This is a genomic window from Micromonospora sp. SH-82 (assembly GCF_051132485.1).
Taxonomy (GTDB): Bacteria; Actinomycetota; Actinomycetes; order Mycobacteriales; family Micromonosporaceae; genus Micromonospora.
The window spans coordinates 4432119-4449251 of sequence record NZ_CP148049.1; the positions used below are offsets into that span (position 1 = coordinate 4432119).

Here is a 17133-nt window from a genome sequence, read left to right on the forward strand (position 1 = left end):
TTCTTCTCGGGCGCCGGTCCCCCGTGCCGACGCGTCCACCCGCCGTCGCGGGCGGTGCGTCGACGGGTCAGACCGCGACGACGGCGGCCGTCTCGGCGGGGAGTTGCAGGCCGTCGCGCATCACACTCACCCCGGGGCCGGTGGCGAGCAGGACCCGGCGTACGACGTCGGGCAGGTTGACCCGCTGCGGCTCGTCGGCGAGGTTCGCCACCACCCGGCACCGCCCCCGCCGTACCAGCAGGAACCTGTCCCCCTGCTGGACGTCGACAGCGTGCAGCCACGGGTCCGACAGGTCGGACCGGGACTTGCGCAACGCGATCAGCCGCCGGTGGAAGTCGTACATCTCCCGGTGTTCGGGCTTGTCCAGCTCCGCCCAGTCCAACCGGGACCGCAGGAAGGTCTCCCGGTCCTGCGGGTCCGGCACGTCCCCCTCCGGCCAGCCGTGCTCGGCGAACTCCCGGCGTCGCCCGGTGGCCACGGCGGTGGCCAGCTCCGGCTCCGGGTGGCTGGTGAAGAACTGCCACGGGGTGGTCGCCGCCCACTCCTCCCCCATGAACAGCATCGGGGTGAACGGCGCGGTGAACAGCAGGGTGGCGCCCACCCTCAGCATCGCCGGGCTGAGGGTGGCCGAGATCCGGTCGCCGGTGGCCCGGTTGCCGATCTGGTCGTGGTTCTGCAGGTACGCCACCAGCCGGTGCCCCGGCGTCCGATGCCTGTCGATCGGACGGCCGTGGTTGCGGTGACGGAAACCGGACCGGCCACCGGCGTGGTGGAACCCGCCGGTGAGCACGTCGGCGAGGGTGTCCAGGGAACCGAAGTCGGCGTAGTAGCCCTGCCGCTCCCCGGTGAGCAGGGTGTGCAGGGCGTGGTGGGCGTCGTCGTTCCACTGGGCGTGCAGCCCGAACCCCCCGGCCTCCCGGGGCGTGATCAGCCGGGGGTCGTTGAGGTCGGACTCGGCGATCAGCGACAGGGGGCGACCCAGGTGGGTGGCGAGGGACTCCACCTCGACGGCCAGCTCCTCCATCAGGGGCACCGCCCGGGTGTCCGGCATGGCGTGCACGGCGTCCAGCCGCAGCCCGTCGACGTGGTAGTCGCGCAGCCAGGTCAGGACCGAGTCGACGATGTACCGGCGGACCTCGTCGGAGTGCGGGCCGTCGAGGTTGACGGTCCGGCCCCAGGTGTTGCTCCGCTCGGTGAGGTACGGCCCGAACATCGGCGCGTACGCCCCGGACGGCCCGAAGTGGTTGTAGACGACGTCGAGGATCACCCCGATCCCCCGGGCGTGGGCGGCGTCCACCAGCCGCTTCAACCCGTCCGGGCCGCCGTAAGCCTCGTGCGGGGCGTACCAGCAGACGCCGTCGTACCCCCAGTTGTACTCGCCGTTGAAGGCGTTGACGGGCAACAGTTCGATCAGGTCGACCCCCAGGTCGACGAGGTGGTCGAGGCGGGTGACCGCCGCGTCGAAGGTCCCCTCCGGGGTGAAGGTCCCCACGTGCAGCTCGTAGAGGATGCTGCCGGGCAGCTGCCGACCGGTCCATTCCTGGTCGGACCACTCGTAGGCGGTGTGGTCGTAGACCCGGCTGGGTCCGTGCACACCGGTGGGCTGCCACCGGGACCGGGGGTCGGGCAGGGCCCGGTCGGAGTCGCCGAGGAGGAAGGCGTAGTCGGTGCCCGGACCGGCCTCGGGGACCTCCGCACGCCACCAGCCGTCCGGGTCCCGGGTCATCTCCCGGTCACCGGTGTCGGGCAGCCGTAGTCGGACCCGGTCGGTCTGCGGTGCCCAGACGCTGAACTCGGTCATGCCGTGGCCTCCTCGGACCTGCCGGGAACCAGCAGTGCGACGGGAAAGGTGGCGAGAAGGTCGGACAGCCGTACCTGCGGGTCACTGTAGACCCGTCCGGTGAACAGGTCCGTCATCTTGTGAACGGGACATGTCAGGAACGTGTCCCCCCACCCGCCCGCGCGGGCCAGGCCCAACGGCAGCCGGGTGGCCACCGCGACAGCGCCCCCGGTGTCGAAGGCCACCGCGTGGGCGGCTGCCGACCCCCTGACCGGCACCGGCCGGTGGTCGGTGAACAGCTCCGGGTGGTCCCGGCGCAGCCGCAACGTCCGGGAGACCACCAGCAGCTTGGCCGCCCCGTCGGCGTCGACCGCCGGCACCCAGCCCGCGTCCAGCCGGGCCAGCAGTTCCCGGCGTACGGCGAAGTCGACGGGCCGACGGTTGTCCGGGTCGACGAGCGAGTTCTCCCACAGCTCGGTGCCCTGGTAGGTGTCCGGTACACCGGGCATCGCCAGCTGCACCAGCTTCTGCCCCAACGCGTTGGACCAGCCGGCCGGGGTGATCTCGGCGGCGAACGCCGTCACCTCGGCGTGCAACGCCGGATCGTCGTACATCAGGTCGACGAGGGCGTGCATCGCCTCCTCGAAACCGGTGTCGGGTTCGGCCCAGCTCGTGGCCACCGACGCCTCCCGGGCGGCCTTCTCCGCGTAGGCGTGCAGCCGGTCCCGCTCGATCGGCCAGGCGCCCACAGCGGTCTGCCAGAGCAGGTGGGCGAAGGCCGGGTCGGGCAGCGGCGCCCGGTCCGTCCACGCCCCCACCTGGTCGGCCCAGCGTCCGGGCAGCTCGGCGAGGACCGCCAGTCGGGCCCGGACGTCCTCACCGCGTTTGGTGTCGTGGGTGGACAGGGTGGTCATCGCGGCCGGCCACCGGGCCTGCCGGGCGGCGGCGAACCGGTGGAAGTGCCCCGGTGTCGTCCCGAAGTGGGCCGGACTGCCGCCCACCTCGTTGAGCGCGACGAACCGGCTCCACCGGTAGTAGGCGGTGTCCTCGACACCCTTTGCCATCACCGCCCCGGTGAGCTGGGGGAAGCGCATCGCCAGCTCGTCGTCGGGGTCCCGGAGTCGGCGGGTGACGGCGTCCAGCGCACCGGCCAGCTCGGGGCGGCGGCGTCCGGCCTCGGACCGGGCCGAGGCCAGGTGCCGGGCGCCCTCGGGCGGGTAGCCCCGGTAGACCGGGAAGCAGGCCGCCAGCTCCGCCAGGGCGGCCCGGGCCGCCTCGGCGTCCACCTCCGGCACCAGGGCGGCGAGACGGGTCAGCTCGGCGGCGAGCAGCCGGGTGGCCGCCTCCCACTTGGTCCGGTGGGTCAGGCTCTGCCAGGACGTGTGCTCACCGGTGAGTCGGGCGTCCAGGGCGGTGAAGTGCCCCTCCGCGCCGGTGTCGACGAAGATGCCGCAGACCTCGGGAAGGGCGTCGTACCCGGTGGTGCCGTCGACCGGCCAGTCCGGCAGTTCCTCGCCGTACTCCAGGATCTTCTCCACCACGAGCCAGGCGTCGGGCGCGGCGGCCCGCAGCCGGGCCAGGTAGCCGGCCGGGTCGCGCAGCCCGTCGGGGTGGTCGACCCGGATCCCGTCGACCTCACCGGCGGCCACCCAGCGCAGCACCTCGGCGTGGGTGGCGTCGAAGACGGCCGGGTCCTCGACCCGCAGTCCGGCCAGGTCCGTGACCGCGAAGAACCGTCTGTGGGTCACCTCGGCGTCCCCGCGCCGCCAGGAGATCAGCTCGTAGTGTTGCCGGTCGTGCACCTGGCGGGGGGTGCCCTCCCCGGTGCCGTCGGCGATCGGGAACCGGTGCTCGTGGTAGCGCAGCTCGCCGTCGACGACGGTGAGGTCGTCGAGGGCGTCCGGGTCGTCGGCGAGCACCGGCAGGCGCAGCCGACCCGCGCCCCGCTCCCAGTCGATGTCGAACCATCCGGCGTACGCCGAGTCGCGGCCCCGGAGCAGCACGTCCCACCACGGCGGGTTGGCGGCCGGCTGGGCGACCCCCGCGTGGTTGGGCACGATGTCCACCACCAGGCCGAGCCCGGCGGCCCGCAACGCCCGGACCAACCGCAGTCGGGCCGGTTCACCGCCCAGTCGGGGGTCTGCGGACCGGTGGTCGACCACGTCGTAGCCGTGCTCGGACCCGGGGGCGGCGGTCAGCAGGGGTGCGCTGTAGAGGTGGGTGACACCCAGGTCGGCGAGGTAGTCGACGAGGTCGGCGGTGGCGTCCAGGTCGAAGTCGGGACGGATCTGCACCCGGTAGGTGGTGCCGACCCTCGGCCGGTCGGCGACGCTCACCGGGCCGTCCTCTCCAGGACCACCAGGCAGCGGTCCGCCACGGTGAGGACACCGCCCGCCTCGATCGCCGTCGTCTTCTCCGGATCCGGGTCGGAGGTGTCGATGACCGGTTCCCACCGCTGGCCGAACTCCGCCCCGGGGAGGGTGAAGTCCAGCGGGGCGTCGTGGGCGTTGAAGCAGAGGATCACCGAGGTGTCGGTGTGGCGCTGGCCGTACTGGCCGCGCTCGGGGATGCCGTCGCCGTTGACGAACAGCATCACCGAGCGGCCGAAGTCGTTGCCCCAGTCCTCCCCTGTCATCTCCCGGCCGTCGGGGGTGTACCAGGCCAGGTCGGGTAGGGGTTCCCCGGCGCCCCGGGGGTTGACGGTCTGCCCGCTGAAGAACCGCCGCCGACGGAACACCGGGTGGGCGGCCCGGAAGGCGGTGAGCCGCTGGACGAAGGCCAGCAGGTCGGCGTCGACGCCGTCCCAGTCCACCCAGGCCAGCTCGCTGTCCTGGCAGTAGGCGTTGTTGTTGCCGTGCTGGGTACGGCCCAGTTCGTCGCCGTGTCCGATCATCGGCACGCCCTGCGAGAGGATCAGGGTGGCCAGGAAGTTGCGTCGCTGGCGGGCCCGCAGGGCGAGCACCCCGGGGTCGTCGGTCGGCCCCTCCACCCCGCAGTTCCAGGACCGGTTGTGGCTCTCCCCGTCCCGGTTGTCCTCCCCGTTGGCCTCGTTGTGCTTGTCGTTGTACGACACCAGGTCGTTGAGGGTGAACCCGTCGTGGCAGGTGACGAAGTTGATGCTGTGGAAGGGCTTGCGCCCGTCGTCCTGGTACAGGTCGGCCGAGCCGGAGATCCGGGAGGCGAACTCGGGCAGGGTCCCCGGTTCGCCGCGCCAGAAGTCGCGGACCGTGTCGCGGTACTTGCCGTTCCACTCGGTCCACACCGGCGGGAAGTTGCCGACCTGGTATCCGCCGGGGCCGACGTCCCACGGCTCGGCGATCAGCTTGACCCGGCTCACCACCGGGTCCTGCTGGACCACCTCGAAGAAGGTGGAGAGGCGGTCGACCTCGTAGAACTCCCGGGCCAGGGTGGCGGCCAGGTCGAACCGGAAACCGTCGACGTGCATCTCGGTGACCCAGTACCGCAGGGAGTCCATGATCAGCTGGAGGGAGTGCGGGCTGCGGACGTTGAGGCTGTTGCCGGTGCCGGTGTAGTCGACGAAGTACCGCCGGTCCTCCTCCGAGAGCCGGTAGTAGCTGGCGGTGTCGATGCCCTTGAAGCTCAGCGTCGGACCCAGGTGGTTGCCCTCGGCGGTGTGGTTGTAGACCACGTCGAGGATCACCTCGATGCCCGCGGCGTGCAGGGCCTTGACCATCCCCCGGAACTCCTGCACCTGCTGTCCCAGGCGACCCATCGCCGAGTAGCCGTGGTGCGGGGCGAAGAAGCCGATGGTGTTGTAACCCCAGTAGTTGCGCAGCCCCAGGTCGTGGAGGCGGTGGTCGTGCACGAACTCGTGCACCGGCATCAGCTCGACGGCGGTGATGCCCATCTTCTGGAAGTACTCGATCATCGCGGGGGTGGCGAGACCGGCGTAGGTGCCGCGCAGCTCCTCCGGGACGTCCGGGTGGCGCATGGTCAGCCCCTTGACATGGGCCTCGTAGATCACCGACCGGTGGTACGGGATCCGGGGGGCCCTGTCGTTGCCCCAGTCGAAGTACGGGTTCACCACCACCGACTTCGGCACGAACGGCGCCGAGTCGGTGGTGGACATGGTGTCCGGGTCACCCAGCTCGTAGTCGTAGACCGCCGGATCCCAGGTGACCTCGCCGTCGACCGCCTTGGCGTACGGGTCGAGCAGCAGCTTGTGCGGATTGCACCGGACCCCGGCGGCCGGGTCGTACCGTCCGTGCACCCGGTACCCGTACCGCTGCCCCGGCTCGATCCCGGGGATGTACGCGTGCCAGACGTAGGCGTCGACCTCGCGGAGGGTGACCCGCCGCTCCGCCCCGGTGTCCCACTCGTCGAACAGACACAGCTCGACCGACTCGGCCACCTCCGAGAAGATCGCGAAGTTGGTGCCCATCCCGTCGTAGGTCGCTCCCAGCGGGTAGCGCTCGCCCGGCCAGACCAGCATGTTGCTCCTTCAGGCACGTCTCGAAGCGTCCCGCCTCAGCCGGCGGGGCGCACGCCGCTATTGCCCTGCCACGCTTCCCGCCAATCCACCCGATCGGCCGACTACCGAAACAACCCCGGATGGTGTTGGAGGGAACTTGGAGTGTCGTCCGTCACCTTCGACCCTCACGAGATGCGGTATCGCCCCGGATGCCCTTTGCTGTGTCGCGGGGGCGCGTACGCGTTCCCCACCATCGGCCTCCGCGCCACTCTCCCCGCTCTATCTCCTGCCCGTCGGCATCGTCGCCGGGGCATACCTCCCGTGCATGGACGGAGTTTGATGTGACGACCTTGCGGGTCGGCGAGCACCTCGCACACGCCCTCGAACAGGCCTGCCGGCCCCACCCGACCTCCCGTCACCAGGTTCCGCAGCAGCCTGAGGAACCGGGCGGGGCCGGGCGCAGGAGCCGCATCCTGATGCTGTCCTGGGAGTACCCCCCGGTGCTCGTCGGCGGACTCGGCCGCCACGTCCACGCCCTCTCCGTCGCCCTCGCCGCCGCCGGACACGACGTCACCGTCGTCACCCGCCACACCGACGGCGCACCCCTGGAGGAGTACGCCGACGGCGTCCGGATCCTGCGCGCCGCCGAGGACCCGGTCACCTTCCCCCTGGCCACCAGCAGCCTCCTCGCCTGGACCATGGCCTTCAACCACACCCTCACCCGCGCCGCCCTACGCGCCACCGAGACCGGCGCCTACGACGTGATCCACGCCCACGACTGGCTCGTCGCCCACACCGCCATGACGCTGCGTGACCACCTGGACATCCCGCTGGTGAGCACGATCCACGCCACCGAGGCCGGGCGGCACCAGGGCTGGCTGCCGGAGGAGATGAACCGGACGATCCACGGTGTGGAGCAGTGGCTGGCCAGCGAGTCCGGCCGGGTCATCGTCTGCTCCGGGTACATGCGCGACGAGGTCGGGGCGTTGTTCGGGGTGCCGACCGGACGGGTCGACGTGGTGCCCAACGGGGTCGAGACCCACAGGTGGCGGGTGCCCACCTCGGCGGTCGCCGCCGCCCGGTCCCGGTTCGCCGGGGACGGTCCCCTGGTCACCTTCGCGGGTCGGCTGGTCTACGAGAAGGGCGTGCAGCACCTCATCGCCGGCCTGCCCCGGCTGCGCGAACGGCACCCGGGGCTGCGGGTGGTCATCGCCGGGGACGGACCGTACCGGGCGGAGTTGGAGGCCGAGGTGCACCGACTCGGTCTCGGTGGGACGGTGACCATGCCCGGTTTCCTGGGCGGCACCGACCTGCCCGCGATGATGGCCGCCTCGGACTGCTTCGCGGTGCCGAGCATCTACGAGCCCTTCGGGATGGTGGCCCTGGAGGGGGCCGCGGCGGGGGCGCCCCTGGCGGTGGCCGCCACCGGCGGACTGGCCGAGATCGTCGAGCCCGGGGTCACCGGGATGACGTTCGCACCGCAGGACCCGCACGGGCTCACCGAGGCGGTGGACGCGCTGCTGTCGGACACCGAGCGGGCTCGCCGCCTGGCCCGGCGGGCCAGGAACATGGTGCACGAGCAGTACGGCTGGACCGCGATCGCGCACCGGACCGCTACCGCCTACGCCACCGCGATCAGTCAGGACGCCGCCTTCACCGCCGAGCGGGCGACCCGGCAGATGACCCGGGGTCGGGCGCTGCCCCCGGTGGGTGCGGGCAACCTCCTGGCCGCCGCGGGCCTGCGCTGAGCGCCGTCGGTCCCGCCCCGTCGCCCCACGGACAGGGGTACGCCCCGACCGGGCCGGCCACTGAGCGGCTGATCAGGCGATCGGTCGGGGTCACCGACCGTCGGCCGGGACGACCCGATCGACGCACCGACCGGTACGCCGAAGGCTGACCGAACGTCGCCGCATGCTGTCGGCACGGCCCCCCATGCGGTTACGATCTTGTATCCGCACTGGTCAGGCCTGTTCTGATCCGACAGACTCGCATGGACGGCGACCGGGACGAGGTCCGAGGGGGTTGCGGGTGCGGGTGCTGCTGGTGGAGGACGACCTGCGCGTGGCCGCTGCCCTCTCCAAGGCCCTGCGACGCCGGGGACACCAGGTCGTCGCGGCGATGACCGCCGCCGAGGCGGTCCGGGCCGACCCCGTCGACCTCGTCCTGCTCGACCTCAACCTGCCCGACCGGGACGGGTTGGAGGTGTGCCGACGGATCCGCCAGGTCGACGAGGACGTCGCCATCATCGCCGTCAGCGCCCGGGCCGAGGAGTACGACCGGGTCGCCGGGCTCCGCGCCGGAGCCGACGACTACGTCGTCAAACCGTTCTCGATGGTGGAGTTGCAGGCCCGCATCGAGGCGGTGATGCGCCGGACCACCCGCAGCACCCGGACCACGAGCGCGTCGCTTGAGGTCGGCACCCTCCGCATCGACCTCGACGCCCGCCGGGTCTGGGTGGCCGAGCGGGAGGTCAGCCTGGCCCGTAAGGAGTTCGACCTGCTGGTGGCGCTGGCCCGGCAGGCGGGTTCGGTGGTGCCCCGGGACCGGCTGCAGCTCGACGTCTGGCAGACGACCTGGGCCACCCGGCACAACCTCGACGTCCACGTCGCGGCCCTGCGCGGCAAGCTCGACGACGCCGGGCTGGTCGAGACCGTCCGGGGCGTCGGTTACCGGCTGCGCGCCGGGTGAACAGGCCGTCAACCTCAGATGATCCTCAAGAATCCCAGGTGACGGGCCCGTGACGGGTCGGCCGGGGATGTGCTGTGCGTACCCCCAGCCATTCCTCCTGTTTGGAGATCCCCTTTGAGATACAGACGGACAACGGCCGGTGTGTTCTCCGCCCTGCTCGCAGGCGTGCTCGCGGCGACGGCGGTGCCGTCGCAGGCGCACGGGCAGCTGCCCACGCTCCTGCAGCAGGCGGAACCGAACCAGGTCCAGGGCGTCTCGGTGGTCCAGGGTGACGGCTTCGCCACGCTCTCCTGGACCCACGTCGACGGGGCGACCGACTACCAGATCGAGCGGACCCCGGTGGCCGAGGACGGGACCGCCACCGGCAACGCCGTGGTCGTCGGCATCTGGCGCCCGAACCGCCAGGTCAACAACTCCGAGCCGACCTTCGCCGACGCCGGATTCGCCCCGGGCAACAGCTTCCAGTGGCGGGTCCGGGCCCGGTTCGGCACCGAGGTCCAGCCGTACTCGGCCCCGGTCACCGGCACCGCCCGCGCCCACTGGGGCGACCCCGCCGTCCCCGGCCAGAACCTGCGGACCCAGTGGGAGAACACCCTCGGCGCGCAGTACACCAGCGACGTCAACGAGTACGCGTACACCGCCGCGATCGACGAGGGCAGCGACCGGGTCCGGGTGGTAGAGATCGGCCGCACCCTGCAGAACCGGCCGATCAACATGTTCGTCATCGGCTACCCCACCCCGCCGGCGACCCCAGAGGCGGTGGCCGCGACCAACCCCCTGCTGGTCAACTGCAACGTGCACGGCAACGAGCCGGGTGACCGCGAGGGCTGCCTGATCCTGGCCCGGCAGTTGGCGTTCACCGACGACAGCACCACCCTCGACCGGTTGTCGAAGACCACCATGCTGATCGTCCCGACGCTCAACGGCGACGGTCGGGCGACCGGTAGCCGGGGCAACTCGACAGGTCAGGACCTGAACCGGGACTACTCGCTGATCCGTCAGCCGGAGACCCGCGCCTTCGTGGAGATGATCCGTGACTACCGGCCGATCGCCGGTTACGACGGCCACGAGTACGGCAACTCCAACACCGGTGACCTGCCGATGCTGCCGCCGCGACACCGCAACGTGGCGCAGGGGATCTTCGACGAGTCGCAGAACATGATCGAGGGCCACATGTACACCGAGGGCGCCAAGGACGGCTGGTGGGCCTGCCCCTACAGCTGTACCGGGGCGAACGTGGGGTTGGGTGAGGAGACCATCCTGCGCAACACCCTCGGCCTGAAGAACGTGGTCAACTCCCTGCTGGAGCTGCGCAGCGCCGGTGGCCCGACCCGGCCGGACGAGAGCAACACCGCCAACAACCGTCGGCGCAAGACCTACTCGTCGCTGTGGACGTTCAACCAGTTCCTGGCCTACCACAGCGCCAACGTCACCAAGATCACCACCGCCCGGTCGGAGGCGATCAAGTTCCAGTCCGCCAACGAGGGCCGGATCGTGTTCCGGGGCTCCCACGAGGTCAAGGCCCACCCCGCCCCGCACCCGGGCGAGAACCCGCCGCCCGTGGACGCCCCCACGCCGAACCGGATCCTGGAGCAGGCACCGTGCGCGTACCGGCTGACCGAGGCGCAGTACAACGGTGAGCGCACCGACGGCCCGGCGGGTCAGCGCACCACCGTGGCCCAGCGGCTCGCCGCCCACGGGTGGAAGGTGATCAAGGTTGCCGACGGCTACCTCGTCCCCCTCGCCCAGCCCGAGCGGGGCCTGGTCCCGCTGCTCCTCGACGAGCAGGCAGTCGAGGGCCTGGTCGCCGGTGAGCGGATCGCCCCCACCCTGACCGGCACCCGCAACGGCCAGCTCGTCGTCTCCGGCGTCGCCTGCCTGGACGGGGCCACCGTCCGGGGTCCGGTCCGGGTCCAGCCCGGCGCCACCCTGATCGTCAACGGCAGCTCGATCAACGGGCCGGTGGACGCCACCGGTGCCGCCGGGTTCGTCCTGACCGACAGCACCGTCAACGGCCCGGTCCGCGCCACCGGCACCCAGGGTCCGGTGGTCGTGGTGGGCAACAAGCTGTCCGGCCCGGTCGACGTGGTCAACAGCGCGGGTGTGGCCCCGCTGGTGGCCGGCAACAGCGTCAACGGTCCGCTGAGCTGCTCCGGCAACTCGCCGGCGCCGACCAACATGGAGGTCGCCAACTCCGTCACGGGGCCGAAGCGCAGCCAGTGCGCGGCGCTGTGACCTGCTGACCTCGACCTGACGACGGGTACCGGCAGGTCGGCCTCGCGCCGGCCTGCCGGTCCCCCTTTCCCGGCAATCGAGTGGAGAACCCGTGTCCGACATGCTCATCCCCGGTCCCGCGTCCGGGGCCGCTCACCGGCGGCCCGCCCGGGCGGTGGTCGGCCTCGCCCTGTCCCTGCTGATCGCGGTGGCCGGGTGCACCGGCTCTCCGGAGGCCGACTCCGGCCCGGCGGACCGGGCCGCCGACAGCACCCCGGTCGCGGTCACCGGTCCCCTGTGCGACGTGCTGCCCTCGGGGACCGAGCCGGGCAACCCGGACTCCCTGGCCGACCAGTCACCCGGTGTGGCCCTCACCTGGATTCCGGTGCTCACCACCTTCGAGGCGGCGGTACGCGCCACCGGGATGGCCGAGGAGCTGTCGGCCGCCGGGGCGATCACCGTCCTGGCACCGACCGACGACGCCTTCCGGGCCAAGTTCTCCACCGAGAACGTCGACCAGCTGCTGCTCAAGGAGACCGAGACCCTCCGGGGGCTGCTGCGGGAGCACGTGGTGACCGGGGCGTACTCGGTCGCCGAACTGGTGGCCGCCGGGAACGTGACCACGCTCGCCGGTACCCCGGTGACGGTCACCGCGGCCGAGACGGGGGCGCGGGTGGCCGACCGGGCCGACACGATCTGCGCCGACTACCGGGCGACGGGTGCCCGGATCCACGTGATCGACAAGGTGCTGGGGGACCTTCCCGACACCGCTCACGAGGAGGAACACCACCACTGACCGGTCCGGCCGGGCGGGCACCCTCCCCGGCGCGGGCGCCGAACGGCACCGGCCGCGTACCCGATCGGGTACGCGGCCGGTGCCGTCGGACGTGGTGTCGCGGTCAGCGCTCCCCGAAGGGGGTGTAGGACCGCTCGGCGGAGCCGGTGTAGAGCTGCCGGGGACGGCCGATCTTGGTCTCCGGGTCGCCGATCATCTCGCGCCACTGGGCGATCCAGCCCGGCAGTCGACCGAGGGCGAACAGCACCGTGAACATCTTCGTGGGGAAGCCCATGGCCTTGTAGATCAGGCCGGTGTAGAAGTCCACGTTCGGGTAGAGCCGCCGGGAGACGAAGAAGTCGTCGGCGAGGGCGATCTCCTCCAGCTGCACGGCGATGTCCAGCAGCGGGTCGGCCCCCTCCATCCGGCCGAGGACGTCCTGGGCGGCGTCCTTGACGATGGCGGCGCGCGGGTCGTAGTTCTTGTAGACCCGGTGGCCGAAGCCCATCAGCTTGACGCCGTCCTCCTTGTCCTTGACCTTGCGGACGAAGGACTTGACGTCGCCACCGGAGGCCTGGATCTTCTCCAGCATCTCCAGGACCGCCTGGTTCGCCCCGCCGTGCAGCGGCCCGAACAGCGCGTTGACCCCGGCCGAGACCGAGGCGAAGAGGTTGGCGTTGCTGGAGCCGACCAGCCGCACGGTCGACGTGGAGCAGTTCTGCTCGTGGTCGGCGTGCAGGATGAACAGCATGTCCAGCACCTTGGCCATGACCGGGTCGACCTCGTAGGGCTCCGCCGGTACGCCGAAGGTCATCCGCAGGAAGTTGTCCACGTACCCGAGGGAGTTGTCCGGGTACAGCAGGGGCTGGCCGATCGACTTCTTGTAGGCGTACGACGCGATGGTCGGCACCTTGGCCATCAGCCGGACCGTGGACATCTCCACGTGTTCCTTGTCGAACGGGTCCAGGCTGTCCTGGTAGAAGGTCGACAGCGCGCTGACCGCCGAGGAGAGCACCGCCATCGGGTGGGCCTCGCGGGGGAAGCCGTCGAAGAACCGACGCATCTCCTCGTGCAGCAGCGAGTGCCGGCGGATCCGCTCGGTGAACTCGGTCAGCTGGGTCTCGGTGGGCAGCTCACCGTAGATGAGCAGGTACGAGACCTCCAGGAAGGAGGACTGCTTGGCCAGCTGCTCGATCGGGTAGCCCCGGTATCGCAGGATCCCCGCATCACCGTCGATGTAGGTGATGGCGGAGGAGCAGGAGGCGGTGTTGACGAAGCCCGGGTCGTAGGTGACGAGCCCGGTCTCCTTCAGGAGTTTGCTCACCCCGACGCCCGGGGGGCCCTCGACCGCGTTCTGCACAGGCATCGAGAGCTGCCCACCCGGGTGATCGAGCTTGACTTCCGTCATGTGGTTCCTCGCTTCGCCGGCAGATCTTTTGAATTGCCTTCGCTTTTACCGTAAACACGGAGGCAGAGATACCGCTCGCCGCGGATCGGGGGTGAGGCATGCGTCACCCCCTTCCCGACCGGTATGATCGGAAAACCTCTGTCCTGCGAAGCCCCGACAACAGTGGAAACCTTGGAATACCCGGCCCTCGGACGGAAAACCTTCGGATGATCCGGCGGCGGGACGGCTGCGGACGGTGGTCGTCAGGCCACGCGACAGATGCCGTTGAAAACGGATGAACGGTGACATGTCGCATGATTGCGTCGGGCTATCCCGGCACCGTTCGGACCCTCAGGACAGGGCCAACCGACGCAGCGCGCCGTCGGCGTCCACCCGGTAGACGTCCAGCCGGTTGACCCCGGCGACGAACAACCGGTCATCGGGCATGAAGGCGGCGAAACGCCGACCATCCGGATCCTCGGGCACCACCGGGACGACAGCCGCGATCCGGCCGTTGACGGCCACCGCCAGCAGGGTGCCGTCGGGGACCCCGTCCGGCACCGTGCCCCACACCAGCGCGGGCAGCCGACCCTCGTCCGGATCGACGTCGCCGAACGCGTCGAGGCCGACCACCCGGGCCTGCCCGGACTCCGGCACCTCACCGACGGTGGTGCCGACCAGCGGGTGCGGCGGCGACACCCGTGGTACGGCCGGCACGCCGCCGGGGATGGTCACCGCCTTCCCGGGACTGTCGTAGAAGCGCTTGTCGGTCCGGTCCCGGGGGGTCTGCCGGGCGGAACGCCCGTCCACCGGCCCGGGAAGCCGGATCCCGACCTCGTCGGCGATGGTCGGCAACAGGTCGACGTGCTCCCAGTTGCGTCCGTCGACGCGCCCCGTCCGCTGTCCCGGTGTCTTGACGAACAGGGGCACCCCGGCCACCTGCCCCGGTTGTGCCCGCAGGGCGTCCAGCCCCCGGCCCTGCACCCCCTGGGTGAAGCTCACCCCGTGGTCGGCGGTGACCACCAGCAGGGACTCGTCGTACAGGCCCCGCTCGCGCAGGGTCCGCAGCGTCTCCCCGATCAGCCGATCGGTGTACCCGAGCTGCGCCAGGTGCCGCTGCCGGGCCAGGTCCACCCAGCCGGCGCCCTCGTTGGGCAGCTCGTCCGGCGCGTCGTACCGGGCGCCGGAGGGCAGGTACGTCCACGGCGCGTGCGGCATCAGCAGGTGCAGGAAGTGCAGCGTCGGCCTGTCGCTGGGACGCAGGTCGTCGAGGAAGGCGGTGAACCGGGCCGGTTGGCTCTCGTTGAGCCGGTCCCAACGGAACTTCGGATCGGCCGGAGCCGCCTCGGCGGCGTCCACCGCCACCTCCGCACTGCTCGGTTCCCGGTACGACGCCTCCGGGTCGATCCGGCTGTCCTGCGGGGCGACGATCTGCCCCAGGAGTTCGGCGCTGCGCCGGGTCAGCACCCCCAGCCCCTGCTCCGGGCGGACCGGCTGGTCGCAGCGGCTGGGCGGGCAGAGGCGGGTGATGCTCTCCTGCGCCCGGACGTCGTACCACCCGCCGAGGGCGGTGAACAGGTTGTCCGGGTACCGGGAGTAGTGCGGGGCCGCCGGCACCGCCGGGTAGCGGCCGGTGAGCATCGCCGGCAGGGCGTACGGGGTCCACCCGCTGACCCCGGAGGCGGCGGGATACCACGTCGACCCGGCGGCCAGCTCGGCGAAGTGCGGATAGCGGGCGGCGTCGATCCGCCCGTCGGCACCGAGCAGGCTCACCAGCGGAAGCTCGTCGAGGATCAGCAGAACCACCGGGGGCCGGGGGCCGGAGCCGTGGGCCTGTCCGGCCGCCCCGACCGGGCCGGTCGGCAGCACCACCGCCGAGGTCGGCGAGACCAGCACGAAGAGCGCGACGAAGACCACCGGCCCGAGCGCGGCCACCCGCAGGACCCGCCCCAGGACCGTGAACCGCCGGTGGGCGTACGCCGCCGCCGCGCCGACCAGCACCGCCGCCACCAGCAGCGGCACCCCGCGTACCGGGGTGACGTGCCGCCCCACCTGGACCGCGAGGGCTGCCACCAGCAGGCCGACCAGCAGCGTGTGGGTACCGGCCCGGACGGCCCGCCCGGCCACCCGACTGACCGCCCCGACCAGGCCGAGCGCCACGGTGGGGACCAGGGCGACCAACGCCACCAGTGCCGCCACCTGAGCGGGGGTGGCCCCGTGGAACAGGAAGAAGTCGGGGCTGCGGCCCAGGACGTCCAGCAGCGGTTGGGTGACCACCAGGCCGACCAGGGCGGTGACCTCCAGCAGGCGGCGGACCTCGGCCCGCCGTCCGGCCCGTCGGCCCTCGCCGGGGCGGGGTTCGGGCGTGGAGGGCTCGACCGGGTCGGGGCCGGACGGGTCCGGGGCGGTCGGGCGGACCGGACCTGTCACACCGCCACCTGGTACAGGGTCCGGGTGCCCGAGGGCAGCTCCCGTTGCCGCTCGATGCGCCCCCGGCCGGTCAGGAGCGCCTCGAAGGTCGTGCGCCGGTAGTCGGGGAAGATCCCGTCGGGCTTGTTGGCCAGCAGCCGACGGGCCATCGGGTCCTCCGGGTGGACGAACTCCACCACCAGGCGCCCACCGGGGACGACACAGCCGACCAGCCAGTCGAGGACCTCCGGCAGGGGCACGTTGCGCCCGAGCGCGAGGTGGTGCACGACGGCGAGGGCGAGGACGACGTCGGCGGTGGCCCGGTCGGCGAGACCGGCCCGCTCGACGCCCCGCCACCCGCCCCCCGGCGAGGGGTCGGCCAGATCGGTCACCAACGGCAGGATCCGTCGTTCCCCCTCGGCGCGCAGCGTCCGGTAGAGGGCGTCGACCACGTCCGGGTCCTGCTCGACGGCGACCACGTACTCGGCGTGGCGGGCGGCGATCCGGGAGTACCTGCCGTCGTTGGCGCCCAGGTCGAGCACGAGGCCCGGATACCCGGCGGTGGCCAGCGCGGTGTCGACGAACCCCTCCTTGGCCTCCCGGTCGGCATCGGAGTACCCGCAGGTGCGCTGGTAGTCGGCCCAGTGTCCGGCCGACGGACGGTGGTCGAGGCGGCGTACGAGGCGTTCCATCCCGCGTACCGTCGCCAGCGCCAGGTCCCGGGAGTACCCGGCGGCCCGCAGTTGGGCGCGGACGTCGGTGGTGCTGGCCTCGGCGTTGCGGGCCTGCATCGCACCGTGCAGGTGGACGTGGGCCGGGACCCCGCGCAGGAGACGGCGGGTCCCGGTGAACAGGCGGCGCATCTGGTCGGCCTCGATGCCGTCGACCTGGGCCCGCAGCCAGGGCCGGAAGTCCAGGCCGAGATGGGCGGTGACGAGCAGCGGATAGAGCAGGGTCTGACAGAACTGCCGGTAGCCGGCCCACGGTTCGCCGTCGCGGACCGGCTCGAACGAGCCCACGTCGATGAAGACCGGGCGCGCCCCACGCCACTGAAGGTTGTACGCCGACCCGTCCTTGGTGGTGAACCCCGCCGACAGGGCCGAGCGCAGGATCTCCAGGTGCAGCAGGGCCGCGTCGCGCAGCATCCCGAACGACCACTCGTACGGGTGGGAGACGAAGGGGATCCGCTCGTGCCGCAGGACGGTGGCCCACCGGCTGCCGGTCGGCACCCGGACCGGGTCGACCGGCTCGGTGGCGCAGACCTTCCCCTCGGCCAGCAGGGCCGGGAAGAACTCGGTGGCCGACAGGGCCAGCCACTGCTGCGCCGCCGTCGGGTCCAGGCCGCGCAGGACGTCGCCGCCGTGGTAGAAGATCTGGTTGCCGGGGTCGCGGAAGGACCCGGGCTCGGTCCGGACCGACATGTCGGAGATCGCCATCGTCCCCGCCCC

The 17133-nt window shown here is 71.8% G+C and carries 10 protein-coding genes; 4 read left to right on the forward strand and 6 right to left on the reverse strand.

Annotated features, from left to right (window positions below; translation table 11 throughout):
* Window positions 1–67: 67 nt before the first annotated feature.
* Genes treZ through glgX form a run of 3 tightly spaced genes read right to left on the reverse strand, consistent with a single transcriptional unit; the run spans window position 68 to window position 6233 of the window.
* The gene (gene treZ, locus WHN02_RS19740) at window positions 68–1801 is read right to left on the reverse strand and encodes a malto-oligosyltrehalose trehalohydrolase (protein ID WP_434740185.1); all 1734 of its coding nucleotides are present in this window, start codon (window positions 1799–1801) and stop codon (window positions 68–70) included.
* Window positions 1798–4116 carry a malto-oligosyltrehalose synthase gene (treY, locus tag WHN02_RS19745; RefSeq protein WP_434740186.1) on the reverse strand — a complete coding sequence of 773 codons (2319 nt, stop codon included), beginning with the start codon at window positions 4114–4116 and terminating at the stop codon, window positions 1798–1800. Before treY ends, treZ begins: the two co-directional genes overlap by 4 nt.
* Entirely contained in the window at window positions 4113–6233 is a 2121-nt protein-coding gene (glgX, locus tag WHN02_RS19750) for a glycogen debranching protein GlgX (RefSeq protein WP_434740187.1), read from the reverse strand. Before glgX ends, treY begins: the two co-directional genes overlap by 4 nt.
* Window positions 6234–6553: 320 nt before the next feature.
* On the opposite strand from glgX, the gene WHN02_RS19755 reads away from it, so the two are divergent.
* The 4 genes from WHN02_RS19755 (at window position 6554) to WHN02_RS19770 (ending at window position 11910) form a co-directional block, all read left to right on the forward strand.
* A complete protein-coding gene (locus WHN02_RS19755; protein WP_434740188.1) occupies window positions 6554–7960 on the forward strand; it encodes a glycosyltransferase family 4 protein in 1407 nt (468 codons plus the stop codon).
* 280 nt (window positions 7961–8240) lie between these two features.
* Entirely contained in the window at window positions 8241–8900 is a 660-nt protein-coding gene (locus WHN02_RS19760) for a response regulator transcription factor (RefSeq protein ID WP_434740189.1), read from the forward strand.
* A 141-nt stretch (window positions 8901–9041) separates the two neighbouring features.
* Window positions 9042–11135: a M14 family zinc carboxypeptidase gene (locus WHN02_RS19765; protein WP_434740190.1), complete on the forward strand. Its 2094-nt coding sequence runs from the start codon at window positions 9042–9044 to the stop codon at window positions 11133–11135.
* 100 nt (window positions 11136–11235) lie between these two features.
* On the forward strand, window positions 11236–11910 hold the full coding sequence (locus tag WHN02_RS19770) for a fasciclin domain-containing protein (RefSeq protein ID WP_434744013.1): 675 nt from the start codon (window positions 11236–11238) through the stop codon (window positions 11908–11910).
* A 103-nt stretch (window positions 11911–12013) separates the two neighbouring features.
* Here WHN02_RS19770 and WHN02_RS19775 read toward each other — a convergent pair whose 3' ends face one another.
* From WHN02_RS19775 to WHN02_RS19785, 3 genes are all read right to left on the reverse strand, one after another.
* The gene (locus tag WHN02_RS19775; RefSeq protein WP_434740191.1) at window positions 12014–13297 is read right to left on the reverse strand and encodes a citrate synthase; all 1284 of its coding nucleotides are present in this window, start codon (window positions 13295–13297) and stop codon (window positions 12014–12016) included.
* A 330-nt stretch (window positions 13298–13627) separates the two neighbouring features.
* Window positions 13628–15706, reverse strand: coding sequence for a sulfatase-like hydrolase/transferase (locus WHN02_RS19780; protein WP_434740192.1), 2079 nt, complete (start codon window positions 15704–15706; stop codon window positions 13628–13630).
* Complete coding sequence (locus tag WHN02_RS19785; protein WP_434740193.1) at window positions 15703–17121, reverse strand: class I SAM-dependent methyltransferase; 1419 nt, start codon at window positions 17119–17121, stop codon at window positions 15703–15705. The genes WHN02_RS19780 and WHN02_RS19785 overlap by 4 nt, the downstream gene beginning before the upstream one ends.
* Window positions 17122–17133 lie beyond the last annotated feature (12 nt).

Bases quoted from the DNA above. Each gene is read 5' to 3' on its own strand.
- WHN02_RS19770 (WP_434744013.1), top strand. From the start codon at position 11,236: ATGCTCATCCCCGGTCCCGCGTCCGGGGCCGCTCACCGGCGGCCCGCC.
- glgX (WP_434740187.1), bottom strand. From the start codon at position 6,233: ATGCTGGTCTGGCCGGGCGAGCGCTACCCGCTGGGAGCGACCTACGAC.
- treZ (WP_434740185.1), bottom strand. From the start codon at position 1,801: ATGACCGAGTTCAGCGTCTGGGCACCGCAGACCGACCGGGTCCGACTA.
- WHN02_RS19775 (WP_434740191.1), bottom strand. From the start codon at position 13,297: ATGACGGAAGTCAAGCTCGATCACCCGGGTGGGCAGCTCTCGATGCCT.
- WHN02_RS19785 (WP_434740193.1), bottom strand. From the start codon at position 17,121: ATGGCGATCTCCGACATGTCGGTCCGGACCGAGCCCGGGTCCTTCCGC.